The following is a 25,514-nucleotide window of genomic DNA, read 5'->3' as shown; positions in this document are numbered from 1 at the left end:
CTGGCGGGCGCTAGCCGCCGCTAGCGCACGTCGTTCGGCGAGGTGAAGCTGTGCAGCGGCCTGGGCCGGTCGCTGCCGGAAAGCGCCTGCAGCAGATACGGATCTTGCAGGAGCTGGTGTAGCCGCTGCGAATTCGGATAAGGCAGCGGTAGCTGCCCGCTTTCGAACGTGACGTCGTCCTTGGAGGCGATGTAGTACAGCACGCTTTGCGCCTGCGCCTGCGTGGCTTCGTGGCGGGCGCGCAGCGCCTCCATATCGACGTGGAATCGCTCGGCCCAGCCACCGAACAAGGTGAGCGTAAACAGTGCTGCGACCGCGTAAGTGCCGCGTTGGACCAGCGCAGGAACGCTGTGACGCAGTTGCAGCAGGCGGATGGCGAACCAGGCATTTGCGAACAACCCGGGAATGAGAATCTCGGTATAGCGCGGAGACAGCTCCACCAGATCGTGGCCTCGCCCATAGGCAATGGCGGCGGCCTGCAGGCCGCCCCAGGCCAGCAGACCGGCCATCGTGATGTCGGTCTTGCCGGCTGGCCGGGCATGCAGCGTCAATGCCAAGCCGAGCACGCCGGGAAGCCAAAGCAGCAGCGCAGGCACGTGCATGCCGCGCACCGGCCAGCTCAACACGCGGGTCAGTCCGCCAAACAGCTCGAGCGCGGATTGCGAGCGCATGACGGCATGCTCAGGAATGACCGGCATGCTTTTGTACGCCAGCACGGCGATCGCCATCAGCAGGCAAATGGCCAGGACGGATGGCCATCTGCGTCCAGGCAGCAGCCGGGCGGCCAGCGCATAGGTGAGCGCCGCTGCGACCGGCGTCAGCAGGCCCGATGCCATCGTGAGCGCGCTGATCACGCAGAGCACGACAACGCCGCCGATGGCGATGATGTTGTCGTGCATTGCCGCGGCGAGCGAGACAGCCAAGATGGCAAACAGGATCAGGAAGTAGAACTGACTCTGGAAGCCGACCAGGAAGTTCTCCCAGGAGTAGGGCAGCACCGCCGCGCAGGTCGCCACCGCGATCAACAACACGCGCGAGCGCAGCGAGGGGCCGATGCGCATGCCGTGCCAGACCAGAATGGCGGGAATCATGGCGTAGATCGCCGCACTGATCCTGGCTTCGTAGATGTTGTTCCACTGTCCGGTTGCAAGGTAGCTCGCCAGCGTCACCAACCTGGTCGGCAGAATCCGATGTTCGTTGTGCGCATGCAACAGATCGGCCAAGCTTAGCGAGCCCGACAGCAGCGGTTTGAGCAGATGGTCGCCTTCCGCGTCCCATTGATCCCAGAACGGCATGCTGACGGCAAAGTATTGGATGTACAGCAGGCGTGCGGCGAGTGCGATCAGGCCCACTGCCACGGCGATCAGCCAGGCCGGATAGGGCCGACTCTGGACAAGGCCGCCGCTTGCATGGCGCGTGTCAGCACCGTTCATGCCGGTCGCTCCTTGAAGGTGAGTGCCTTGTGGCCGAAGTAGCTGGTGAAGACGGGCACCGCCACGCCGATCGCGTGCGCCAGCGTTTCAGGATGGAAGCGCATGCCCATCGCCGGAAAAATCCAGCGTGCAAGGATCAGGCTGCAGGCGAGCGTCTGCAGCACGGCGGCGATATTGATCAGGGTGAACCAGATGGCCTGGTGCCTCAGGCCGGTGCTGGCCGCTTCGAACACGAACATGCGGTTGAGCACGAACGCGGTGAGCATGCCGATCAGATAGGCCACCACGATCGACCATGTGTACGGCATGACGTGGCCGAGCAGGATGCGCGAGCCGAAGTTGGCGGCGGCAGCGGTTCCTCCCGCCAGCAGGAACTTGATGAACTTGCGCGATGTCATGCGTGAAGTACGGCGTCTGCCAGGCGGTCGGCCGCTTGCAGGCTCTCGGAGATCGAGCGGTCCTCCGGGTAGTAATAGGCGGTGTCGGCCATGAAAAACCCGTGCAGCGGCGTGCGCATTGCCGGCAGGCGATCCTGGAAGCCCGGCGGGCAGATGGTCTGCGCGAATTCATAGCGGTGGCAGTGGGTCGCCAGCACCCAGTCGCGCTGGAAGGACGGATTCAGCTTCGGCAGATAGCCAAGCACCTCTTCGATCAGCGCGTCGTTGCGCATGCTCCATTTCGGGTGGGTCTTGGGCATGTAGAACGGGGCGTACAGGATCTTCTGCCCCGGCGGCGTAGTGGGATTGAGGTTGCTGTACTCGATCACGCCCGGGATCGCGATGCTCGGGTCGCTGATGTTCATCCAGAAGTTTTCGCTGACCGGCTGCTTCAGTTTGAGGATGACGCAGGCGACCGGAATATTTTCGATGGCGCGGATCTGGGCGCTGAAATCGGGCGGCAGGCTCGGCACCATCGCCGGCACGTATTGGATGGGGGCCGTGGAGACCACGCCATCGTAGGCAACGAACTGGCCGCCGGCGCGCACGCCGCTGACGCTGCCGTTTTCGCTGACGACTTCGTCGATGCCCTGCGACAACACAATGCGACCGCCGCGGGCGGTGATGTCCGCGGCCATCTTGTCGAGCAGGGTCATCGAGCCGCCATCCAGGTAGCCAAGGCTCTCGTGCATGAGGCTGCGCCGCGACAGCGCGATGCGCTTGATGCGCGTGCCGATCCAGCTGGCGGAAAGATTGTCCCGGTACTCGAAGAACTTCAGCCGGAATGCGTCCTTCCACATCACGTCGTACGCCTTGTCGCCGATCCACTTGCGGATCCACGTGGTCGCATTGACCTTGTCCAGCGCCGTCCAGTCCTTGATGCCCTTGGTGTACATGACGTGCAGCGCGTAGCGCAACTTGCTGATCGGCCCAAGATGCGGGAAGCCCAGCAAGGCGAACGGCGTTCCCCACTTGTAGAGGGTTCCGTTGTAGAAATAGCCCATCTTGGTATCCGTCCAATGCAGCTTGTCGGACAGGCCGTAACGGGCCAGCAGGGCGAACAGCGGATCGTCGGTCTTGCAGATGAAGTGGTAGTAGCGCTCGATCGGAAGGCCATCGAAATCGAAGGTGGCAGACATGCCGCCGATGCGGTCGTCGCGTTCGTAGATGTCCACGCTGTGGCCGGCGTCGAGGAGCCGAACGGCCGCCATCAGGCCCATGGGGCCGGCGCCGACGATCGCGTAGTGCTTCTTTGAGGTCATGTCATTGGCTTCAGTAGGGGGGCGCCGGCGCCAGCAATCAGGCGGTGGCGCGGCAGGCAGGAGGCAAGTTTAGCGTGTCATCGCCATGGGTGATGCGGTGGCGGGGTGCGCAGTCCGAACAGGCGCCAGCTGCCGCACGCCATGGCCACCGGACGCAATCCCGGATGCGGCAAGACACCGCAACGGGCGATCGACATCGACTCAAGGGCGACAAGCGGCACCCAATGACGGCATCAACACCGACGACGCTCGTCGTCCATCGTTTCCGCTGACGCCAGCCTGCAGGCGGCGAGCAAGCCGCCGGTCAGTGCCAGCGTGGCGCCGAGATGGATCGCGGAGGACGCACCGTCGAAAGGCCTGTCGAAGGCGTAGGCGAGCGCAGCCACCGCGAGGTTGAGCGCGACAACGGCGTATAGCGCCAGCGGGAAGCATTGAGCCAGCATGAGCAGGATCACCAGCATGCTGGCCAGGAAACTGAAGTAGGCGCCTTGATGAATGACCGTCTGCCCAGGCTCGTAGATCACCAGGATCCAGAACAGGAACGACAGTGCCGCGGCGAGCGCCAGGTCGGATGGAAACCGCACCGGGCGCAGGCTACGGCGCCTGACGAACGCATAGGCAACGCAGGGCAAAAGCCACAGCGGCGATGCGAACCACATCGAATACGCGCCGTAGAAAAAGCTGTTCTCGACGACGGTGGCGATCGCCGCCGGGCTGCGGTTCCAGAACAGTGCCCATGCGTCGCCGAAAAAGCTGAAGCTTCCGTGCATCAGGCTGTTCAGGTTGGCGGCGCGCCCGGCGAGCCATGGCCACAAGCCGAGATCGGCATAGGCCGCACGCAGCACGTGCAAGAACGAGTCCTGGGTGACCGGGATGTGCCCGGCGAAATGCCATTTCAGCAGTCGGTCGCCTGGTGGGTCGATGAGGCGCTGGTAGCCGACCCAAGGCAGGTAGGCCGCCACCGCAAGGGCGCCGGTCTTGAGCAGCACCGGCAACGCCTGGCTGCGTTTCAGCAACACGAAGGCGGCCGTGGATCCCACCAGGCCTGATTAGCGCTGTGTCTCAGCTGTCGTACGCAGTTGCTGCTCTGTGAGCCTTCCCGCGCCGGCCAGGGCACTGGCCAGGCGCGGCACCATGGCGGCCAGGTTGAAGCGGCGATTGAAGCGGTAGGCATGCGCATGCAGGTAGCGCGCGCCGTATTTGGGGAAGTCCACCGCATGGTGGGTGCCGCTAAGCGCCGTTTTGAGATTGCCCAGGATCGTATTGACCCAACGCAGACGAGGCTGCTGGACGCCTTTGCGGCCGCTTCCGGTCACGATGGCATCGTGGGTCAGGCCTGCCCAGCCCACACCGGTGAACGCTGTCAGCCCATCACTGACGACATGGGTGCCCGGTGCCAGTGCCTGCTGAGCCCACGTGTGCACGACGCTTCTTCGGAAGCTGGAGACCACATCCAGGCGGAGATAGCGCGGGCGCCCTTGATGCAGGGAAACCGCTGCAATAAACGGCACTTTATTGCGCCACTGCGGTTGGCCTGGACCACCGGCGCGTTCGCCGCCCAGATAGGCATCATCGATCTGGACCTCTCCGTCGAGCCGGCGTGACTGCTCACGATCGGCCATCGCCGACATCACTTTGTGCTTGATCCGCCATGCAGTGCGATAGCACACGCCCAGTTGCCGAGCCAGTTCCAGCGCAGCAATTCCGTTCTTGGCTTGGCTCACCAGATAGATGGCCAGCCACCACACCCGCAAGGGAAGCTTGGTGTCTGCCATGGGCGTGCCGGCGGTCAAGCTGGTCTGTACCCGGCAGCGCGCGCACTGCCACAGGTGCTGGCGTCCCCGCTCAAAGCCACTGGCATGCGTGTGTCCGCACTGCGGACACACGAAGCCATTGGGCCACCTGGCCTGAACCAAGGCCTCGACACATTGCGCCTCGGAGCCGTAGCGGCTCAGAAAAGCCGGAATCGAAAGCCCCTTTTGGAACTGGATCCGATTGAGCGTCATCGCCGTATCTCACTGAAGAACCTGCATTTCTAAACCAAGGCAGCATCACCAGCTGAGACACAGCGCTAATCAGGCCACCAGGGCGAACAGCGCGCCGCCATGCGACAGCATGGCCAAGGCCGCCGCAAGCCCGGCCATCGACCAGCGCGCCGGCCTGGCGATGCTGGACGGACCGAACAGGGCGATATGGAAGATGGCGCAGAACGTCGCCGCGAAGAGCTTGGGCCACACGAACAGGCCATTGAGCAGCACCAGCGGAGACAGCGCGAGCGCGAACACGATCGCGGCGCGTTGCGAACGCCGCGGCAGAGTGCCGGCGAGGACGAGCAGCGGCACGACGACCAGCGTTTGCGCCCACGTCGACAGCGCTTGATAGATCAGGCCGCCGTGCGCTAGCCAGGAGTGGAAGAACAGCAGGTACAGGCCCGACTGCAGCGGCGGCCGATCGCTGCTCAGCCAGTCGCCGATCATCGGTACGTCCAGGCGTCCGCCGTGGACCATATTGGCGAAGATCAGCGGCAGCCATGAATCTATCGGCAGGTTGCGCCAACGCGTGGCGGCTGTCTGCCAGTCCTGCCCGTCCCATGAAAACGGATAGAGTCCGATCCAGAGAATCAGCAGTGCCAGCAGCAACGAGGGAAAGAACAGGCGGTGCAGCGCGGTGGCCTCGGCCAGCGGCGCCGCTCCCCGGCGCAGCCGCAGCGGCAACGCAAGCAACGGCAGTGCGGCAGCGCCATAGGCGATGATGGCGCCGAGGGCGGGAGATGCAATGTAGCCGGCAATGACGCACGCGGATGCGGTGCCGAGCGCCAGGAGCGCGCATAGCGCCCGCGCCGGTACCGTCCATGTTCGTGGCAGCAGCCAGCCGGCGAGGATCAGCCACAGATGCGCGGTGAGGATCGCCAATGCCATCGGCAACGCGTGGGCCGGTAGCGTCGTGGCCAGCCCGGCACGCTCGAAGCCCAGGCCTGCCCAGCCGAACGTGCCGGTCGCGTCATCGACCAGCCGAAGGTAGAACGCGTGCGTCTGGGCCGCCTCGGGCAATTGGAAGCTGACCGGCTTCCAGCTCTCGCCGATGTTGTCCGTCTTCAATGCCGAAGTGAAACTGCCATCGGTGGCGACCGCCAGCACGCGCACGCCCTCGGTGGCGGGATACCCGGCCATCATCACGGTGACGTGGCGCGTCCCGGCGGGGTACGCGGTTGTGCTGATCTGGCCGGTGGAAGCGTCGCCCTGGTCGCAGTAGGTGATGCGCCCCTCGACGCTCGGCGCCTGCTTGAGATAGGGCGAGTGCTGCGGCGGGCAGCCGCCGTCCTGCACGAGGCTGGGCTGCGGCGATTGCTGGCATGCGAGCAGCGACATGCTCAGGACGGCAATGGCATGCCATTTGCGGAATAGGTGGAGCATGGATGTTTCTTCGAAAAGGGAGGGGTAAGCGCTCTGGCCAGGGACGCGCGGATGCCATCGCGCAGCATTCGGTTTCCCGTCGGCATCGGGGGCGGCAGCGGAGCAACCGGCGCGCATGCACCCAAAAAAAGCAATATACAGTCAACGAAAGCGGTTTTGTACGCCGCGCCCCATGCCAGTCTTGGCGCATGTTCCGCTGCAAGCCCCAGTCAACGCGTTGTCGCTTGCTGCCCATCGGAAACCGGTCTGCGCGCCGTACCCATCATGACAATGCGCATGCGCGCCTTCGGCTTCCCCGTGGGACAGGCATCATTCCTTTGTGGTGATGGTGGTTTCCCAGCCCTCCGGGTTGAACTTGATGGGATGCGAGCCCGGCAGGTCGAGCTTGCGCAGTTGTGCGGCGGGTCCGTAGTGGACAAAGCGCGGCCGCAGCATGTGGTCGGTATTCAACAAGCCGACAAACAGCATGAATAGCAGCGTGAATCCGGCGCCTTGCCTCTCGCTGACCAGCAGATCCTTCAGAACGACGAAGCAGGTCCACCAGAATACGATCTTCAATGCGAGAAAATAAGGATCGCAGTCGAGCAGCGACAGCATCGGCTCGACGGTGACCTTGTGCGCTGCGGCGAACACTTCAAGGCTTGCGAAAGCCAGCGCGAGAAACACGCCAATACGGGCCCGCTGGGAAGAGTTTGCTGAAAAACAGGATGTATGCGTCGACTGCGGCGTAGCCTATCGGCCAGTATACCGGGCGAAGCGGGTTATAGCCCAGGAGGCGATATCGTATCTCCTCAGCTCGATCCGGGAGTCGCTGCGTGGGTTCATCGACATCGGGTCTGTTCAGCGCTGCAGCACGATACGGCTATACCGCGGATCGGTGTAACTCTCGCGGATCGCGTCTTCGAACGGCGTCTGGCGCACGCCGAATACCGCTTCGGTATCGATGCCCTTGAAGTCGTCGCCGGCGCTGAGCGCCTTGAGCTGGTCGGCGGTGAACGGCGGTTTTGCGCTGAACAGCGAATACACCCGCAGCAGGAAGGCAAAGAACCCGATCGGGATATGCACGATCAGTGTATGCAGCTTTTTGACCCGCTTAATGGTCTTGATGATGTCCACGTAGTCTACGCGGGTGTCGCCGACGATGTCGTAGACCTCGCCGTCGGGCTCGCGTTCGATGCATTTGGCGATGCAGCGGCAGAAGTCGCGCTCGTACAGCGGTTGGCGCATGAACTTGCCGTCGCCGGGAATCGGGAACACGGGGGTCTTGGCCATGAAGCGCGACAGCCAGCCCAGGTGCTTGGGATCGAACCAGCCGAACATCAGGGTCGGGCGCAGCACGCAGTGGCGCAGGCCGCTGGCCACGACCATCTGTTCCTGCGCGCGCTTGGTGTTGGTGTAGTCGTCCTTGGCCACCGAGTTCACCACCGAGGAACTGATGTGGACCAGGTACGGCACCTTGGCCGCGCGGCAGGCGTCGAGCACGTGCGAGGTGGCCACCAGGTTGTTGCGGGTGAACAGCTCGGTGGTCTTGCCGGTGATCTGCGCGTGCAGTTGGGCGACGCAGGCGGCGCCTTCGAACTCGCGCGCCCAGTCGCCGGGTTCGGCCAGATCCGCATGCACCACGCGCACCGCCGGATGCAGCTCGCGCAGGATCTGCAGGTTGTGCGCGTGCTTGTCGATCGCTACCAGTTGGCTGTAACCCTGCTCTTCGAGTTCGACGATCAGGTTCTGTCCGACCAGCCCGGCGGCCCCGGTGATGACGATCTTGGCGTGTTTGTCGGTCATGTCAGAGCTTGATCCTGCGGAAAACGAATTCGGGGATGGACGTGATGATGAACATGATCGCCCACCAGAAACCCGGCAGGTAGGCGACCGCGCGGCGGCCGTCGACGGCGCGTACGATGCCCTTGGCGATCTGGTCGGGCTTGGCCCACAGCGCACCCTTCTTGAAGGCGGCGGTCATCGGCGTGTCGACGAAGCCCGGTTTGATCGTGAGCACGTTGATCCCGGCCGGGCGCAGGCGCTGGCCCAGGCCGCTGAGATAGGCGCTGACCGCGGCCTTGGCGCTGCCGTACAGGTAGTTGCTGGCGCGGCCGCGGTCGCCGGCGACCGAGGAGATCACCGCCAGCGTCGCGCCAGCTGCCAGGCGCGGCGCCAGCGCCGCGCACAGCGCGATCGTGGAGGTGCCGTTGGTGGCGAACTCGCGCAGCGACAGCTCGACCGAGGCGTCGCACGCGGCCTGGTCCGGCAGGGTGCCATGCGCGATCAGGACCACGTCCACGCCGCCGAGGGCCGACCATGCCGCGTCGAACGCTGCGCCGTGGTGCGCGCCGTCGTTGACGTCGAGCACGCCGCTGCTGCTCTTGGCGCCGCGCACCGACAGGTCGGCCGCGATCGCCTCCAGGCGCGCGGCCTGGCGGCCGAGCAGATGGATCGCCGCGCCGCGTGCGGCGTAGCGTCGGGCAGTGGCTTCGGCGATGGCCGAGGTGGCACCGATGATGAGGACGCGTTGCATGGTTACTCCGTGACCCGGCGCCAGAAGCCGGAAGAAAAGCGTGGATCGAGGTAATGGCTGAATTCCCGCCAGCGGCCGTAGGCGCGCTGGAACGACGCCGCGCTCATGCGCGCGTCCTTGGCAGGGTACAGAGCGCCGCCGGCCGCGTCGACGATGCGGTCGAGCCGCTCCAGCAGCCGGAAGACGTCCGGGCCGCTATTGGGGAAATCCAGCGCCAGGGTGGTGCCCGGGCGCGGAAACGACAGCATGCCCAGCGAGCGCGCGGCGCCGAATTCCTTCAGCACCGCCAGGAACGAGCCGCTGCCGCTGCGCGCGATCTCCGCCAGCAGCGCGTCGATGCCGTCGCGCGAGGCGGCCGGCGGCAGCACGCACTGGTACTGCAGGAAACCGGCCGGGCCGTACATGCGATTCCAGTTGCGGATGCCGTCCAGCGGATAGAAGAACGGCAGCACGTGGCTGACCGCGCGCTTGCGCGGCGCAGGCTGGCGCCAGAAGTACAGCGCGTTGAACGGCCGCAGCGACAGCTGGTTGACCAACGAGAACGGCGGCGTCAGCGGCATCGGCAGGCCTGCGCCCGGGGGCGTGGGCCGTTCTTCCGGCAGGCCCGGGCAATGGTCGGCACGGGTGAAGTGACCACGGCCGCGCGCGCGGCCGCTGGCCAGGCAGTCGATCCAGGCGACGCTGTATTCGTGGCTGTCGGCGGAGGCCGCCGACAAGGCGAAGAACTCGTCGAGCGAGCCGAAACGGATGTTCTCCGTTTCCAGCGCGGCGCTGGCGACCCGGCGCAACTGGAGTTGCGCCCAGGTGATCAGGCCGGTCAATCCGAGGCCGCCGACGGTGGCCGCGAACCAGCCTTCGGCATCGTCGGCGGGGCTGCACACGCGGCGCGTGCCGTCGCTGCGCAGCAGCTCGAAGGCGCGCACATGGTGGCCGAAGCTGCCGGTGCGGTGGTGATTCTTGCCGTGCACGTCGTTGGCGATGGCGCCGGCCACGGTCACGTAGCGGGTGCCCGGGGTCACCGGCAGGAACCAGCCCTGCGGCAAGGCCAGGTCGATGATCTCGGCCAGGGTGACCCCGGCTTCGCAGCGCAGCAGGCCGGTTGCCGGATCGAAGCCGATGAACCGGTCCAGGCCGCGCGTGCACAGTAGGCTGCCGTCCGGATTCAGGCAGCTGTCGCCATAGCTGCGGCCGTTGCCGCGCGGCAGCGCGTGGCCGTCGAATGCCGGCAGGTCCGCCGCGCGGTCGGTGACCGGCAACAAGGCCTGCGTCGCCTTCGGATAGCGCCCCCAGGATTGCCCCGCGTCCGCCATCAGATGGCGCTCAGCGCGAACAGTCCGCACAGCACCACCACCACCTGGCTGACCCGGTCGGTGGCGGCGAACACGATCGGGTCGTCGTGCATGTCGCCGCGGTGCGCGATCACCCAGACCCGGCTCACCCAGTACAGCAGCACCGGACAGACCAGCCAGAGCACCTTCGGGTGGCTGTACAACTCCACGCTCTCCGGGCTGTTGATGTACAGCGCCATTACCATCACCGCGATGTAGCCGGCGGCGGCACCCATCGACTGCAGCAGCGACAGGTCCTCCACCGAGTAGGCGCGTCCGCTGGCCTTGGTCTTGCCGCTGCTGAGCATCGCGTGCAACTCGGTGTAGCGCTTGAGCAGGGCCAGCGATAGGAAGATGAACATCGAGAACGCCAGCAGCCAGAACGACAGCTCGATGTCGATCGCCATCGCGCCGCCGATGATGCGCACCGTGTACAGCGCCGCCAGCAGCACCACGTCGATCATCACGATGCGCTTCAGGCGCAGCGAGTACGCCAGCGTCATCACGTAATAGGCCAGCAGCACCAGGGTGAATTCCAGGTTGCAGGCCAGCGACAGCGCGAGTCCGGCCACGGTCAGCACCGGCGCGGCGAACAGGCCTTGCAGCAGGGGAAGACGGCCGGCGGCGAACGGGCGCTTGCGCTTGCGCGGGTGCTGCCGGTCCGGGGTGAGATCGAGTAAATCGTTGAGCACGTACACGCCGGAGGCGCACAAGCCGAATGCGATCAGCGCGATCGCCGCCTGCAGCACCGACTCCGGATCCAGGAAGCGATGTGCGGTCAGCAGCGGGACGAACACCAGCAGGTTCTTCAGCCACTGGTGCAGCCGCAGCGCCTTCAGCCAGGCGCGAGCGCGCGGCCGGGCGGGCCAATGCGCGTGCACCGTGGTGCGCTGCGCGGCGGCCTTGCTGAGCGCGCTGCCATTGTTGACGACCCAGGCGCCACCGGCTTTCTCCCACACGTGCAGATCCACGCTGCCGTTGCCGGCGTAGTCGAAATTGCCGGCACCGAACGCTTCGACCAGGACATCGGCCTTGTTGCGCCCGGAGAGATTGCGTTTGCCGTCGCTGGCGATCACCTGCTCGAACAGGCCCAGATATTCCGCGATCGGCGTCACCAGCAAGGCATCGGAGGCCGTGCACAGCACGCGCGGACGCTGCGTGGTGGTGCGCAGCAGTTCCAGGACTTGCTCGTTGTAGGGCAGGGTCTCGGCCGGCAAGGTGACGCGCGAGGCCAGTTCGCGCTTCAGCGCCGCCTTGCCGCGCAGCAACCACAGCGGCAGCAGGAACACGTACAGCGGATTGCGTGCCAGCAGCGCCAGCACCGACTCGTAGAGAATGTCCGAGTTCAGCAGGGTGCCATCCAGATCCACGCACAGGGCGCGCCCCGAAACTGCCGGATGGTGGGGCGGGGAACTGGTAGAGGCGGACATTCGATGGCCTGGCGGTCCATTGCGGGGCCGCGATTATACCTATGTGAATCAGACGGCCTTGTTGCGAGGCAGGAGCTCGGCCCGGATCATCGCCAGCGCGCCGACCACAATGGCGTACCACAGCGTGACCAGGCGCGCCGCCACCGCCACGGCGATCGCATCGGCGGTGGCGATGCCGAGGCGGTCGAGCATCAGCACGATCGCCAGTTCGGTGGTGCCGACGCCACCGGGCACGAAGGACAGCGCGCCGACCAGCATCGCCAGCGGGTAGATGCCGAAGGCCACGCTGGGATCCAGTTGCAGACCCATCCCCAGGCACAGGCCCACGAATACCGCGGAGGTCAGGCCCCAGGCCAGCACCCCGGCGACCATGCTTTGCCCGAACTGGCGCGCACCCAGGCAGCCGCGCAGTTCCAGCGCCGCGGCCAGCGCGAACTGCGCCAGGCGCTGCAGCCAGCGGCCAGGCATCCACCGCACCAGCGCGGTCAGCCGATCCAGCAGCGGCGGCCAGGCGGCCGCGCCGAACAACAGGCCAACGAAGGCCAGGACCACCGCCGCCAGCACGCCCAGCGTGGGAAAGACCGGAGCGGCCAGCAGCGACAGCGCCAGGATCACCAGCAGGTCGCAGGCGCGCTCGAACACGAACACGGCGATGGTGCGTCGCGCCGGCACGCCGATGCGGGCGAAATAGCGGATACGCAGCAATTCGCCGGCCTTGCCTGGCGTTGCGGTCAACGCGAAGCCGGCCAGGTAGCCGGCCAGCCCGGCGCCGAACGGGACCGGATGGCCGTAGCGCTGCAGCAGCCAGCGCCAGCGCCAGTAGCGGAACAGGTAGCTGGCGCTGACCGGCAAGGTGGCCAGCGCCATCAGGTGGCCGACCTCGCTCAAGCGCGAGAACGTCCCGTTGCCGCGGTCCACCCAGAACAACGTGGCCACGTAGCCCGCGCACAACAGCAGCACGAACCCGGCCAGATGGTCCATGCGCCGCCGCCGCGGCATCGGCATGCCGTCGGCGCCGGAGGGCGGCAGCGAGGTCATCGGAGCCGCATCGGCGTCAACCCAGTGCCGTTTCCAGTTCCGGGAGCAAGGCGAACAAGTCACCCACCAGCCCGATGTCGGCGATCTCGAAGATCGGCGATTCCGGGTCCTTGTTGATCGCCACGATGGTGCCGGCGTCCTTGATCCCGGTCAGGTGCTGGATCGCGCCGGAGATGCCCACGGCCACGTACAGGTCCGGGGCGATGATCTTGCCGGTCTGGCCGACCTGCAGTTCGTTGGGCACGTAGCCGGCATCCACCGCCGCGCGCGAGGCGCCGACCGCGGCGCCGAGCTTGTCGGCGAGCTTGTAGATGATCTGGAAATTCTCCGCCGAACCCACGCCGCGGCCGCCGGAGACCACGCGCTTGGCGCTCTGCAGGTCGGGGCGGTCGGAGCTGCCGGCGGCCAGGCCGACGAAGCGGGTGTGGGTGGGCAGCGTGGCGCTCACGCTGGCCGCTTCGATCGCCGCGCTACCGCCCTGGACCGCTTCCGGCCACGAGGCGCTGCGCACGGTGGCGACCACGGTCTGCTCGGCGGGCGCCTGCACGCTGATGATCGCGTTGCCGGCGTAGATCGGGCGCTTGAACGCGTAGTCGCCATCGACCGCCATCAGGTCGGAGATCTGGTTGACCCCGAGCAGCGCGGCGACCACCGGCATCAGGTCCTTGCCGAAGGTGGTGGACGGGCCGAACACATGGCTGTAGCCCGGCGCCAGCTGCGCGATCTGCGGCCCCAGCACCTGCGCGATGGCGTGTTCGTTGGCCGGATTGGCCACGGTGAGCACGCGGCGCACGCCGGCGATCTGCGCCGCTTGCGCAGCGACCGTGGCCGGATCGGCGGCCAGCACCACGATGTCGATGGCTTCCGGCGACAGCGCCTGCGCGGCGCTGACGGTCTTGGCGGTGGCCGCGTTGAGCTGGCCGTTCAGGTGTTCGGCGACGACGAGGATCTTGGCCATTACAACAACCCCTTCTGCTTGAGTGCGGCCACCAGTTCGGCGGCGTCCTTGACCATCACGCCGCGGCTGCGCTTGGGCGGCGGGGCGTAGTGGGTGGTGGCCAGGCTGTCGTTGGACTGCACGCCCAGCTCGGCGAAGGCCAGCGTCTGCAGCGGCTTGCTCTTGGCCTTCATGATGTCCGGCAGCTTGATGAAGCGCGGCTCGTTCAGGCGCAGGTCGGTGGTGACCACCGCCGGCAGGTCCACTTCCAGCGTTTCCAGGCCGGCGTCGACTTCGCGGGTCACCGTGGCCTTGCCGTCGGCGACCACCAGCTTGCCGGCGAAGGTGGCCTGCGGGCGGCCCCACAGCGTGGCCAGCATCTGCCCGGTCTGGTTGGCGTCGTCGTCGATCGCCTGCTTGCCCAGGATCACCAGGTCCGGCTGCTCCTGCTCGACCAGCTTGAGCAGCGCGCGGGCCGCGGTCAGCGGCTGGAGCGCGGCATCGGTGAACACGTGGATGGCGCGGTTGGCGCCCATCGCCAGGCCGTTGCGCAGGTGCGCGGCGGCATCGGCCGGGGCCAGGGTGACCACCACCACCTCGCTGGCGATGCCGGCATCGCGCAGGCGCAGCGCCTCTTCCAGGGCGATTTCGTCGAACGGGTTGGGGGAAAGCTTGACGCCCTCGGTCACGACGCCGGAGCCGTCCGGCTTGACCTGGATGCGGACGTTGTAGTCCACCACGCGCTTGTAGGCGACGAGGATTTTCATCTTGTACGAGATCCTTGAGCAGTGCGGGGAGGCCCGGCCGCGGCGGCTGGCACGGGGCAGTCGGTGGATTCTAACCGGCAGTAGCGGGCCATGCGATGGCGTATGGTCACCACCGGAGGTGGGCGCCCCAGTCTGAACCCGGCACAGCTGGCGCAGGCGACCATGCCATACAAAGCGTATATGCTGTTCGGTTTGGACAGCGGCGCGCGTCGCAGCGCCCGATCAGGAGATGTCACAGTGGCTACTTGGCTTGTAACCGGCGGCGCCGGGTTCATCGGCGGCAATTTCGTGCTGGAGGCGGTGTCGCGCGGCGTGCGCGTGATCAATCTGGACGCCTTGACCTACGCCGGCAATCTGAACACGTTGGCGTCGCTGGAGGGCAATCCCGACCACGTCTTCGTGCAGGGCGATATCGGCGACCGCGCGCTGGTCGCGCAACTGCTGCGCGAGCACCAGCCCGACGCCGTGCTGAACTTCGCCGCCGAGAGCCATGTGGACCGCTCGATCGACGGCCCCGGCGCCTTCATCCAGACCAACGTGGTCGGCACCCTGGGCCTGCTGGAAGCGGTGCGCGACCATTGGAAGGCGCTGCCGGAAGCGCCGCGCGCCGCGTTCCGTTTCCTGCACGTCTCCACCGACGAGGTCTACGGCACGCTCGGCGAGACCGGCAAGTTCTCCGAGACCACGCCGTACGCGCCCAATTCGCCGTACTCGGCGTCCAAGGCCGCCTCCGACCACCTGGTGCGCGCGTTCCACCACACCTACGGCCTGCCGGTGCTGACCACCAACTGCTCCAATAATTACGGCCCGTACCACTTCCCCGAGAAGCTGGTGCCGCTGGTGATCGCCAAGGCGCTGGCCGGCGAGCCGCTGCCGGTCTACGGCGACGGCAAGCAGGTGCGCGACTGGCTGTTCGTCGGCGACCATTGCGAGGCGATCCGCACCGTGCTGGCCAAGGGCCAGGTCGGCGAGACCTACAACGTCGGCGGCAACTCCGAGAAGCAGAACATCGAGGTGGTGCAGGCGATCTGCGCGCTGCTCGATGCGCGCCGCCCGCGCGCCGACGGCCAGCCGCGCGCCAGCCAGATCACCCATGTCGCCGACCGCCCCGGCCACGACCGGCGCTATGCGATCGATGCGTCCAAGCTGAAGAACGCACTGGGCTGGGAGCCGAAGTACAGCTTCGAGCAGGGCATCGCCATCACCGTGGACTGGTACCTGGCCAACCAGGCCTGGGTGCAGGGCGTGCTCGACGGCAGCTATCGGCTGGAACGCATCGGCACGGCGGCATAACGCGAGTCCCTCGCAAGAGCCCGCACATCGATGTGCGGACTTCCTAGGAAGCACATCATGACGCAACGCAAAGGCATCATCCTGGCCGGCGGCTCCGGCACCCGGCTGTATCCGATCACCAAGGGCGTCAGCAAGCAGCTGCTGCCGGTGTACGACAAGCCGATGATCTATTACCCGCTCAGCGTGCTGATGCTGGCCGGCATCCGCGAGGTGCTGATCATCAACACCCCGCACGAGCAGGCCTTGTTCCGCGCGCTGCTGGGCGACGGCTCGCAGTGGGGCATGCAGCTCGAATACGCGGTGCAGCCGAGCCCGGACGGACTGGCGCAGGCCTACCTGATCGGCCGCGATTTCATCGACGGCAAGCCGAGCTGCCTGGTGCTGGGCGACAACATCTTCCACGGCCATGGCCTGACCGAGACCCTGCGCCGCGCCGATGCGCGGCAGCACGGCGCCACCGTGTTCGGCTACTGGGTCAACGACCCGGAGCGCTATGGCGTGGCCGAGTTCGACCAGGCCGGCAAGGTCATCGACATCGCCGAAAAGCCGGCGCAGCCGCGCTCCAACTATGCGGTGACCGGCCTGTACTTCTACGACGGCCAGGCCAGCGAGCACGCCGCCGCGTTGACCCCCTCGCCGCGCGGGGAGCTGGAAATCACCGATCTCAACCGCCGTTACCTGGACGCGGGCGAACTGCACCTGGAACCGCTGGGCCGCGGCTACGCCTGGCTGGATACCGGCACCCACCAGTCGCTGCACGAGGCCTCCAACTTCATCGAGACCATCCAGTCGCGACAGGGGCTGCAGGTGTGCTGTCCCGAGGAGATCGCATTCGGCCAGGGCTGGATCGATGCCGCGCAGCTGGAGAAACTCGCCGCGCCGCTGTTGAAGAACGACTACGGCAAATATCTGCATGAACTGGCTGTCCGAGGAACCGTTCCGTGAAAGTGATTGAAACCCATCTGCCCGGCTGCGTGGTGATCGAGCCGGCGGTGTTCGGCGACGAACGCGGCTATTTCTTCGAGACCTGGAACGCCGAGCGGTTCGGCCAGCACGGGCTGCCCACCAACTTCGTGCAGAGCAACGTCTCGACCTCGGCCAAGGGCGTGCTGCGCGGCCTGCATTACCAATGGCCGCGCCCGCAGGGCAAGCTGGTCAGCGTGCTGGAAGGCGAGGTCTACGACGTCGCCGTGGACATCCGCCGCGGCTCGCCGCAGTTCGGTCGCTGGGCGGCGGTGGTGCTCAGCGCGGAGAACAAGAAACAGTTCTGGATCCCGGAAGGCTTCGCGCATGGGTTCGCGGTGCTGTCCGAGCGTGCGGTGTTCAGCTATCTGTGCACCGACGTGTACGTGAAGGAAGCCGACGCCGGCGTGCGCTGGGACGACGCGGCGATCGGCGTGGACTGGCCGATCAGCCAGCCGCTGCTGTCTGCCAAGGATGCGATGGCCCCGTTCCTGGCCGACATCGCGGCCGAGCGTTTGCCGGTGTACGCGCCGTGACCACGCTGGTGTTCGGCGCCAACGGTCAGGTCGGCCAGGAGCTGCTGCGCGCGCTGGGCGCACGCGGGCCGGTGCTGGCGACCACGCGCAGCGGCCGCCTGCCCGACGGCAGCGCCTGCGAGACCGCCGACTTCGATCAGCCGCACACGCTGGGCGCCTTGCTGGATCGGTTGCAGCCGAGCGCCGTGGTCAATGCGGCGGCCTATACCGCGGTGGATCGCGCCGAGCAGGAGCGCGACGCGGCCTTGCGCGCCAACGCCGAGGCGCCTGCGGCGATCGCCGGCTGGTGCGCAGCGCATGGCGTGCCGATGGTGCATTACTCCACCGACTACGTGTTCGATGGCCAGGGCAGCCGCCCATATCCGGAGGACGCGCCGACCGCGCCGCTGGGCGTGTATGGTGCGACCAAGCTCGCCGGCGAAGCCGCGATCCGCGCGTCCGGCGCGCAGCACCTGATCTTGCGTACCGCCTGGGTCTACGCCGCGCATGGCAGCAATTTCCTGCGCACCATGCTGCGCGTCGGCGCCGAGCGCGACGAACTGCGCGTGGTCGCCGACCAGGTGGGCACGCCGACGCCGGCAGGGTTGATCGCCGATGTCACCGCGCAAGTCCTTGCGCAGCGCGCTGCCGCGCAATCGGGGACCTGGCACCTGACCGCCGCCGGCGAGACCACCTGGCACGGCTTCGCCGAGGCGATCTTCGAAGAAGCGCTCGCGGCCGGTCTGCTGTCGCGTGCGCCGCGCGTGCTGCCGATCGCCACGGCCGAGTATCCGACCCCGGCCAAGCGCCCGGCGTATTCGCGGCTGGACGTGTCCAGGCTGCAGCGCGATTTTTCGCTGGTGCTGCCGGAATGGCGCGATGGCCTGCGCCGGGTGATCGGCGAACTGGCTGCGCAAGCGCCGCCGTCCGCGTAGCGCGGTACTGAAAGGCGGAAACGAAAAAAGCCGGGCATCGCCCGGCTTTTTTCTTTTTCGCTGCAGCAGGACTCAGGTGCGCCCGTAGGTGTCCTCGAAGCGCACGATGTCGTCCTCGCCCAGATAGCTGCCGGATTGCACCTCGATCAGTTCCAGCGGCAACTTGCCCGGGTTCTTCAGGCGATGGGTCACGCCCAGCGGGATGTAGGTGCTCTGGTTCTCGGTGAGCAGCAATACTTCCTCGCCACGGGTGACCTCGGCGGTCCCGCTGACCACGATCCAGTGCTCGGCGCGGTGGTGGTGCATTTGCAGGCTCAGCGTGGCGCCGGGCTTGACGGTGATGCGCTTGACCTGGAAACGCTGGCCGTTGTCGATCGAATCGTAGGCGCCCCACGGACGGTACACTTTGCGGTGCCAGGTGGCCTCGGAGCGGCCGCTGGCCTTGATCTTGGCCACGATCTGCTTGACCTCCTGGATGCGATCGCGATGACCGACCAGCACCGCGTCGTCGGTCTCCACCACCACCACGTCCTGCAGCCCGACCATCGCGATCAGCCGCGAACCATAGGCGTAGGTGTTGCGGCAATCGATCTCGATCACGTCGCCGTGGTGCGCATTGCCCTGCGCGTCCTGCGGCGAGACTTCAAGCAAGGCCGACCAGGAACCGACGTCGTTCCAGCCGGCGTCGAGCGGCACCACCACTGCATCGGCGGTCTTCTCCATCACCGCATAGTCGATCGAGTCCGACGGGCTGGCGGCGAAGGCGTCCTTGTCCAGGCGGGTGAAGTCGGCGTCGCGCTTGGACGCTTCCCAGGCCTTGCTGCAGGCCTCGGCGATCGCCGGCTGCAAGCGGCGCAGTTCTTCCAGGTAGCGCGAGGCGCGGAACAGGAACATGCCGCTGTTCCAGTAGTACTCGCCCGACGCCAGGTAGCCCTGCGCGGTGGCCAGGTCCGGCTTCTCGACGAAGCGCTCGACCGCGCTGACGCCGTTGCCGGCGCCGGCCTTGATGTAGCCGTAGCCGGTTTCCGGCGCAGTCGGCCGGATTCCGAAGGTGACCAGCTTGCCTTGCGCGGCGGCCGCCGCGGCCGCGCGTACCGCGGCCTGGAATGCCGCTTCGTCGCGGATCACGTGATCGGAGGGCAGCACCAGCAGCAGCGGATCGGCGCCGTTGCGGGTGGCCTCCAGCGCCGCCACGGCGATGGCCGGGGCGGTATTGCGGCCCTTGGGTTCGAGCAGGATCGATTGCGGCTTCACGCCGATCTGCTGCAATTGCTCGGCGGCCACGAAGCGGTGCTCTTCGTTGGCGACCACGATCGGCGCATGCCCGGCGACGGGCGCCGCACGCAGCCAGGTGGCCTGCAGCATGCTGTGCTCGCCGACCAGCGGCAGGAACTGTTTCGGGTAGGACTCGCGCGACAGCGGCCACAGCCGCGTGCCGGAGCCGCCGGACAGGATGATGGGTAGGACGTCGCTCATGGGCGGGGGAACTCCATCGTGCGTCTAGGGGGAGGGGAGAGGGGGAGATCAACCGCGCAACAGGTCGGAAATTTCCTGGGTGCGCTGTTCCAGCAATGCCGCATCGCCACGCGTTTCCACGTTCAGGCGCAACAGCGGTTCGGTGTTGGAGCTGCGCAGGTTGAAGCGCCACTGCGCGAATTCGGCGCTGACGCCGTCGGTGTCGTCCAGCGCCGGCGACTGCGCGGCGTAGTGCTGCATCACCCGCGCCACCGCGGCCTTGGCATCGGCGACCTTGAAGTTGATCTCGCCGCTGCACGGGAATTTCTGCATGCGCGCCTCGACCAGGTCGGCCAGCGAACGGCCCGATTGCGACACCAGCTCGGCGATCAGCAGCCACGGAATCATGCCCGAGTCGGCGTAGGCGAACTCGCGGAAATAGTGGTGCGCGCTCATCTCGCCGCCGTACACGGCGTTCTCGCTGCGCATCTTCTCCTTGATGAAGGCATGCCCGCTCTTGCACAGCACCGGCACGCCGCCGGCGTCCTCGACCATCTCGATCGTGTTCCAGGTCAGGCGCGGGTCGTGCACCACCTTGCCGCCCGGCTGCTTGGCCAGGATCGCCTGCGCCAGCAGGCCGACCAGGTAATAGCCTTCGATGAAGCGGCCGTTCTCGTCGAAGAAGAAGCAGCGGTCGAAATCGCCGTCCCAGGCGATGCCGAAGTCGGCGCCGTGTTGCTTGACCGCCTTGGCGGTGGCCTCGCGATTTTCCGGCAGCAGCGGGTTCGGGATGCCGTTGGGGAAGTGGCCGTCCGGCTCGTGGAACACGCGCACGAACTCGAACGGCAGGTGCGGCGCCAGCAGGTCGACGATGGCGCCGGCGCCGCCGTTGCCGGCGTTGACCACCAGCTTCAGCGGCTTGAGCGAGCCGATGTCGATGTAGCTCAGCAGGTGCGCGATATAGGCGGACTTGTCCGGGCGGCTGTGCTGCGCCGCGGTCGGCGTGCCGGCCGGCGCGGTGTCGGCGGCCACGGTGTCGCGGATCGCGAACAGGCCGGTATCGGAGCTGATCGGGCGCGCGTTCTCGCGCACCAGCTTCATGCCGTTGTAGTCCATCGGGTTATGGCTGGCGGTGACCATCACCCCGCCCGCGGCCTGCAGGTGATCGGTCTGGAAATAGACTTCCTCGGTGCCGCACAGGCCGATGTCGATGACCTCGCGGCCGCTGGCGCGCAGGCCGGCCGACAGCGCGTCCTGCAGCCCCTGGCTGGCCAGGCGCACATCGTGGCCCACCACCACCGGCCCGCTCTCCAATTGCCCCGCCAATGCCACGCCGATGCGGCGGGCCAGGTCCTCGTTCAGTTCGTCGGGAACGCGACCGCGGATGTCGTAGGCCTTGAATGCGGGAAGCGACATAGGGCAGAAACCTTGCATGGGGGAACCTGGAGTGTAACGGTCCGGCCCTTAATCGGTCATTGCGGCAGTGCGCAGTAGGCCGCGCGCGGCGAGCGGCTAAACTACTTGTCTACTTCCGATGCGGAGCTGGCGAATGGGCGACACCTCTACCCGGGCGACCGGACGGCGCGGCAAGCTGTTCCCCGACGCGGCCACGGCGTTGGCCGACGTGGTGGGCGACGGCCAGACCCTGGCGGTCGGCGGTTTCGGCCTGTGCGGCATCCCCGAGGCCTTGATCGCCGCGCTGCGCGACAGTGCGGTGACCGGCCTGACCGTGATCTCCAACAACGCCGGCGTCGATGGCTTCGGCCTGGGCCAGCTGCTGGCGACCCGGCAGATCCGCAAGATGATCTCGTCCTATGTCGGCGAGAACAAGGAATTCGAGCGCCAGTACCTGGCCGGCGAGTTGGAGCTGGAGTTCAATCCGCAAGGCACCCTGGCCGAACGCCTGCGCGCTGGCGGCGCCGGCATTCCTGCGTTCTTCACCGCCACCGGCTACGGCACGGTCGTCGCGCAGGGCAAGGAGACGCGCGAATTCGACGGCAAGCACTACGTGCTGGAGACGGCGTTGCAGGCCGACCTGGCCCTGGTCAAGGCGTGGAAGGCCGACGCGGCCGGCAACCTGGTGTTCCGCAAGACCGCACGCAACTTCAACCCGGCCTGCGCGATGGCCGGCAAGGTCTGCATCGCCGAGGTCGAGCAACTCGTCGACACCGGCAGCATCGAGCCGGACCAGGTGCACCTGCCCGGCATCTACGTGGACCGCATCGTGCACAACCCGCATCCGGAAAAACGCATCGAACAGCGCACCCTGCGCCAGAAGGACGCCTGACATGGCCTGGACCCGCGACGAAATGGCGCAGCGCGCCGCCCGCGAACTCACCGACGGCGCCTACGTGAACCTGGGCATCGGCCTGCCGACCCTGGTCGCCAACCACATCCCCGAGGGCGTGGACGTGTGGCTGCAGTCGGAGAACGGCCTGCTCGGCATCGGCCCGTTCCCGAGCGAGGACGAGGTCGATGCCGACCTGATCAACGCCGGCAAGCAGACCGTCACCGCGCGCGCCGGCGCCAGCTATTTCGGCAGCCACGATTCCTTCGCGATGATCCGCGGCGGGCATATCGACCTGGCGATCCTCGGCGCGATGCAGGTCAGCGCGCGCGGCGACCTGGCCAACTGGATGGTGCCGGGCAAGATGGTCAAGGGCATGGGCGGGGCGATGGACCTGGTCGCCGGGGTCAAGCGCGTGGTGGTGCTGATGGAGCACGTGGCCAAGGACGGCAGCCACAAGCTGCTGCCCGCCTGCGACCTGCCGCTGACCGGGGTGGGCGTGGTCGACCGCATCATCACCGACCTGGCGGTGTTCGACGTGAGCGCCGATGGCCTGGTGCTGGTCGAGGCGGCCGATGGCGTGGAGGCGGCGGAACTGGTTGCCAAGACCGGGGTCGCGTTCCGCAGCGCCTGACGCTACCGCGCGCGCAGGCGCCGCTCAGAGGGTCACGGCGACCCGGCCGCGGCCAGTGAACGCGTCGCTGACCGCCAGGCCGCGCGCCCAGTCGCCGGCCTGCCAGCGGCCCTCGCCCAGGCAACGCAATGGCGCCTGGATCAGCGCATGGTCGAACGTGAGCTGCCAGGTTTCGCTGCCGCCGACCGCGCACAGGTCGGCGACGAAGTCGAGCGCGCCTTGCTGGACGGCCGCCACCGTGGCGAACTGCGTGGCGTCCAATTCGCTGTCGGCGAAGACCGCTTCGGTGCTGCCGTCGTCGCGCAGGGCGAAGTGCGAGAACTGGCCGTGCGCTGCGGTCAGAAAGGTTTCCAGCAGCAAGTCGTGTTGCAGGATCGGCGAGGGGGGCGCCTGCGTGCTGCGGCCATCGAAATAGCAGGCTTCGGCCCAGCCGCTGGCCTCGACCTGGGCGATGCCACGGTTCACCGCGAAATAGCCGCCACCCAGCGCGGTTGCGCTCAACCGGGCCAACTGCGCCTGGATCGTGCCGGCGTAGCCCAGGTCCGCGACCATGGCCGGCGCCTCGCCGACCGTATCGCGCCAGTAACGCAAATAGCCTTCGCGTTCTGCGGCGGCCACGGCCAGCAGCGCCGGCATCGCGGGCGCCAGCTTCTGCAGCAGTGCGGCACGCATCTCCGGCAAGAGCACGGTGCTGCGCATGTCTGCCGCGCCGAGCTGCGCGGCGATCGCGGTGGTCGCCGGTGCGCCAAGCCGCGCTTGCAACAGGTCCTGCAGGCTGCCGGTGTAGGTATTGCCGAGCAAGGCTTCCAGGTCCTTTGCCTCACGCAGCGTCGGCACGCCGGTGCCGCGGCGCGAGGCCAGCAGATAGCGGCCGCGCAGCGCGGCCAAGGAGGGACACGCGGCCTGCAGCTGCGCGAACGCCTTTTGCAACAAATAGCCTTCGCGGCTCAGGAACAGGATCTGGCCAATGCCGCGCGACAGCGCCAGCCGCGCCAGCCACAGCAGGTAATCGGCGATCAGCGGGCCGAGCACCAGGTAGCCGAGCGATGCCGGCGATTCCAGGCGCAGCCGCTCGCCGAACTGCTGCGGCCGCGCATCGGCCAGATCCGCCAGGTGGCGACTGAGCAGGCCCAGCCACAACTGATCCTGCCAGGGACTGGCGGCGCCCGCGGCAGGCCGCAACGGGCGCAATGCCGGGACCACGTCGAGCAGGGCCGCTGGCCGCAGCACATGCACGGGGGTGAGATAGCCGTGCATCTGCGGGCGCTGGATATCCGCCTGTTCGTTGTCGCCGACGTGGAGCCAGTGCCGCGCGGCCACGCCTTCGCGCGCCGGCAGCTGTTCCCAGGCCTGGCCGTCGTCCTTGCGCCAGCCGGTTTCGCAAGACACATACCAGGCGTGCGGCAGTTCGCGCACGGCCGATGGCAACACCCTTTGCAGGTCGGCGCTGTCCAGGTACATGTCCGACACGGCGAGCAGGCGCCGGCCGTTGGCGGCGAGCGCGGCGGCAGCGGCGACCAGCGCCCGACGCGGCTGCAACAGGCGTGCTTCTGTCTCCAGCTCGAGTTTCTGCAAAGCTTGCAGGGGGAGGTCCTTCGCCTCCGCCAGGTGCGCCATCGCCGCATAGATGGCGTCCAGATCGACATCGCGTCCGGCCGCTGCGCGCGCGCGCGCTTCGGCACGCTCGCGCAGCATGGCGAATTCGGCGACGCCAAGCGTTTCGGCCGCCAGATGGGCCAGATAGGCACGCGCGCCGGCAGGGGTCAGGAAGGGGCGCGTCACCAGGGTGTCGAACACATCCAGCGACACCACGGTTGCATCGATCGCCGACAGCGCCAGGCGTGTGGCCAGGGGCATCTGGAAGGCCTGCATCCAGTTGCGGCTTCCTTCCGTGCTCAGCGCGAGCGTTCCGTCCGCTGGCAGGATGCCTGCCAGCAGCCCGTGCTGGCGCGCCACCGCCACGAACATCCGCTCCAGGGCATGCTGCAGCGTCCCGTCGATCTGGCCGTGCTCTTCCGGAAAATCGTGCAGGTTCAATCCCAGCGCGTAGATCGGCCGCAATGCCTCCACGTGCGCCCAGAACATCGAGCCGGCCGGGAAATCGATGTAGGCCGTCGCATCGATGCCGATGCCGAGACGCTGACCCAGTTCGCGACACACGTGCAGGTTGCTCAACCAGGTGTGCGCCCACAGCGGCACGCTGCCGAAGCTCTCCGGGTAAACGATGCCCAGCGTCGGTTCGGCGGCGAACATGCCCAGGATCCAGGCAACGCGTTGCGGCGAACCGAACAGCGAGCCGCTGAGGTAGCTGCGCCAGTCGCGGCGTTCGCTGCCGGTATACAGCGATTTCTTGGTATGCCAGTGCGCCACGACATCGAGCGCCAGGACTTCCTCGCGGAACGTCACGATCAACGGCGCCAGATCGCGGCCGCGGTTGGCGACCTGGCGCACATGCAGCGTCTGCAGGTTAGGCAGCGCCGACAATTGCTGTCGGACCATGCGCTGCGCGTCGTCGTCGACGACCGACACCATCAGCACGTACGCCATCGGCATGGCGGTCAGCGCCTGCGCCAATTCATCCAGCAGCTCGGGGTAGAACACGTGCGCCATCACGCCCACGCGCAGTTGCACGCGCTCGATCGGCGTCGGCGCCGGGAACACCACATCCGATGGCGGCGCTGCCGACACCTGCGCCTGCCCGGCATGGCGCAGGCGCTGCAGAAAACCCGACAGGCCCAGCGCGCGCAGGACTTTCCAGCCGCGTTCGGCGACGGCGAGCACGCCGCGCCAACCGCCGCCGTGGCGCTCGACCGCCGCGCGCGCGGCCAGGGTGACCCTACGCCAGGCGGCGCTCATCGCAAGGTCATGCCAC

Annotated in this window: 23 protein-coding genes; 6 read left to right on the top strand and 17 right to left on the bottom strand. The window is 67.2% G+C overall.

From position 1 onward, the window contains the following. Window positions 1-20: 20 nt before the first annotated feature. From KHF85_RS17150 to KHF85_RS17085, 14 genes are all read right to left on the bottom strand, one after another. Window positions 21-1,433 (bottom strand): hypothetical protein, encoded by a 1,413-nt coding sequence (locus KHF85_RS17150; RefSeq protein ID WP_284567584.1) that lies wholly within the window; start codon window positions 1,431-1,433, stop codon window positions 21-23. Continuing rightward, the gene (locus KHF85_RS17145) at window positions 1,430-1,831 is read right to left on the bottom strand and encodes a GtrA family protein (protein ID WP_284567583.1); all 402 of its coding nucleotides are present in this window, start codon (window positions 1,829-1,831) and stop codon (window positions 1,430-1,432) included. The genes KHF85_RS17150 and KHF85_RS17145 overlap by 4 nt, the downstream gene beginning before the upstream one ends. Beyond that, window positions 1,828-3,132 (bottom strand): NAD(P)/FAD-dependent oxidoreductase, encoded by a 1,305-nt coding sequence (locus KHF85_RS17140; RefSeq protein ID WP_284567582.1) that lies wholly within the window; start codon window positions 3,130-3,132, stop codon window positions 1,828-1,830. Before KHF85_RS17140 ends, KHF85_RS17145 begins: the two co-directional genes overlap by 4 nt. A gap of 233 nt (window positions 3,133-3,365) precedes the next feature. Next, complete coding sequence (locus KHF85_RS17135) at window positions 3,366-4,151, bottom strand: hypothetical protein (protein WP_284567581.1); 786 nt, start codon at window positions 4,149-4,151, stop codon at window positions 3,366-3,368. 30 nt (window positions 4,152-4,181) lie between these two features. After that, window positions 4,182-5,138: an IS1595 family transposase gene (locus KHF85_RS17130; protein WP_284566649.1), complete on the bottom strand. Its 957-nt coding sequence runs from the start codon at window positions 5,136-5,138 to the stop codon at window positions 4,182-4,184. 69 nt (window positions 5,139-5,207) lie between these two features. Then, on the bottom strand, window positions 5,208-6,662 hold the full coding sequence (locus KHF85_RS17125) for a hypothetical protein (protein WP_284567580.1): 1,455 nt from the start codon (window positions 6,660-6,662) through the stop codon (window positions 5,208-5,210). 192 nt (window positions 6,663-6,854) lie between these two features. Next, a complete protein-coding gene (locus KHF85_RS17120) occupies window positions 6,855-7,211 on the bottom strand; it encodes a hypothetical protein (RefSeq protein ID WP_284567579.1) in 357 nt (118 codons plus the stop codon). Window positions 7,212-7,385: 174 nt separating this feature from the next. Further along, window positions 7,386-8,330 (bottom strand): NAD-dependent epimerase/dehydratase family protein, encoded by a 945-nt coding sequence (locus tag KHF85_RS17115; RefSeq protein WP_284567578.1) that lies wholly within the window; start codon window positions 8,328-8,330, stop codon window positions 7,386-7,388. 1 nt (window position 8,331) lies between these two features. Next, complete coding sequence (locus tag KHF85_RS17110; RefSeq protein WP_284567577.1) at window positions 8,332-9,060, bottom strand: SDR family oxidoreductase; 729 nt, start codon at window positions 9,058-9,060, stop codon at window positions 8,332-8,334. A gap of 2 nt (window positions 9,061-9,062) precedes the next feature. Then, window positions 9,063-10,370, bottom strand: a complete 1,308-nt coding sequence (locus KHF85_RS17105) for an FAD-binding oxidoreductase (RefSeq protein ID WP_284567576.1) — start codon at window positions 10,368-10,370, stop codon at window positions 9,063-9,065. Further along, a complete protein-coding gene (locus KHF85_RS17100; RefSeq protein WP_284567575.1) occupies window positions 10,370-11,758 on the bottom strand; it encodes a UbiA family prenyltransferase in 1,389 nt (462 codons plus the stop codon). The genes KHF85_RS17105 and KHF85_RS17100 overlap by 1 nt, the downstream gene beginning before the upstream one ends. A gap of 108 nt (window positions 11,759-11,866) precedes the next feature. Beyond that, window positions 11,867-12,856, bottom strand: a complete 990-nt coding sequence (locus tag KHF85_RS17095; protein ID WP_284567574.1) for a lysylphosphatidylglycerol synthase transmembrane domain-containing protein — start codon at window positions 12,854-12,856, stop codon at window positions 11,867-11,869. Window positions 12,857-12,872: 16 nt separating this feature from the next. Further along, window positions 12,873-13,814 (bottom strand): electron transfer flavoprotein subunit alpha/FixB family protein, encoded by a 942-nt coding sequence (locus KHF85_RS17090; RefSeq protein ID WP_284567573.1) that lies wholly within the window; start codon window positions 13,812-13,814, stop codon window positions 12,873-12,875. Continuing rightward, a complete protein-coding gene (locus KHF85_RS17085) occupies window positions 13,814-14,560 on the bottom strand; it encodes an electron transfer flavoprotein subunit beta/FixA family protein (protein ID WP_284567572.1) in 747 nt (248 codons plus the stop codon). The genes KHF85_RS17090 and KHF85_RS17085 overlap by 1 nt, the downstream gene beginning before the upstream one ends. Before the next feature lie 237 nt (window positions 14,561-14,797). On the opposite strand from KHF85_RS17085, the gene rfbB reads away from it, so the two are divergent. Genes rfbB through rfbD form a run of 4 tightly spaced genes read left to right on the top strand, consistent with a single transcriptional unit; the run spans window position 14,798 to window position 18,266 of the window. Then, window positions 14,798-15,853 (top strand): dTDP-glucose 4,6-dehydratase, encoded by a 1,056-nt coding sequence (gene rfbB, locus KHF85_RS17080; RefSeq protein ID WP_284567571.1) that lies wholly within the window; start codon window positions 14,798-14,800, stop codon window positions 15,851-15,853. A 57-nt stretch (window positions 15,854-15,910) separates the two neighbouring features. Continuing rightward, window positions 15,911-16,798: a glucose-1-phosphate thymidylyltransferase RfbA gene (gene rfbA, locus KHF85_RS17075; RefSeq protein ID WP_009575611.1), complete on the top strand. Its 888-nt coding sequence runs from the start codon at window positions 15,911-15,913 to the stop codon at window positions 16,796-16,798. Continuing rightward, on the top strand, window positions 16,795-17,352 hold the full coding sequence (gene rfbC / locus KHF85_RS17070; protein ID WP_284567570.1) for a dTDP-4-dehydrorhamnose 3,5-epimerase: 558 nt from the start codon (window positions 16,795-16,797) through the stop codon (window positions 17,350-17,352). Before rfbA ends, rfbC begins: the two co-directional genes overlap by 4 nt. Then, on the top strand, window positions 17,349-18,266 hold the full coding sequence (rfbD, locus tag KHF85_RS17065) for a dTDP-4-dehydrorhamnose reductase (RefSeq protein ID WP_284567569.1): 918 nt from the start codon (window positions 17,349-17,351) through the stop codon (window positions 18,264-18,266). Before rfbC ends, rfbD begins: the two co-directional genes overlap by 4 nt. A gap of 72 nt (window positions 18,267-18,338) precedes the next feature. Here the strand turns inward: rfbD and KHF85_RS17060 are convergent, their stop codons facing one another. Both KHF85_RS17060 and KHF85_RS17055 read right to left on the bottom strand, forming a co-directional pair. Next, a complete protein-coding gene (locus tag KHF85_RS17060; RefSeq protein WP_284567568.1) occupies window positions 18,339-19,742 on the bottom strand; it encodes a mannose-1-phosphate guanylyltransferase/mannose-6-phosphate isomerase in 1,404 nt (467 codons plus the stop codon). A 48-nt stretch (window positions 19,743-19,790) separates the two neighbouring features. Beyond that, on the bottom strand, window positions 19,791-21,137 hold the full coding sequence (locus KHF85_RS17055; protein WP_009575620.1) for a phosphohexomutase domain-containing protein: 1,347 nt from the start codon (window positions 21,135-21,137) through the stop codon (window positions 19,791-19,793). A 133-nt stretch (window positions 21,138-21,270) separates the two neighbouring features. On the opposite strand from KHF85_RS17055, the gene KHF85_RS17050 reads away from it, so the two are divergent. Both KHF85_RS17050 and KHF85_RS17045 read left to right on the top strand, forming a co-directional pair. After that, window positions 21,271-22,008, top strand: a complete 738-nt coding sequence (locus KHF85_RS17050) for a CoA transferase subunit A (RefSeq protein WP_284567567.1) — start codon at window positions 21,271-21,273, stop codon at window positions 22,006-22,008. Window position 22,009: 1 nt separating this feature from the next. Beyond that, on the top strand, window positions 22,010-22,642 hold the full coding sequence (locus tag KHF85_RS17045; RefSeq protein WP_003466796.1) for a CoA transferase subunit B: 633 nt from the start codon (window positions 22,010-22,012) through the stop codon (window positions 22,640-22,642). 24 nt (window positions 22,643-22,666) lie between these two features. Here the strand turns inward: KHF85_RS17045 and KHF85_RS17040 are convergent, their stop codons facing one another. Continuing rightward, complete coding sequence (locus KHF85_RS17040) at window positions 22,667-25,498, bottom strand: rhamnan synthesis F family protein (RefSeq protein ID WP_284567566.1); 2,832 nt, start codon at window positions 25,496-25,498, stop codon at window positions 22,667-22,669. Window positions 25,499-25,514: the final 16 nt, after the last annotated feature.

Origin of the sequence: Xanthomonas graminis pv. graminis (genome assembly GCF_030168915.1) — a bacterium.
In the GTDB taxonomy this organism is placed as follows: Bacteria; Pseudomonadota; Gammaproteobacteria; order Xanthomonadales; family Xanthomonadaceae; genus Xanthomonas_A; species Xanthomonas_A translucens.
This window is presented reverse-complemented; position numbering and strand designations above follow the sequence as displayed.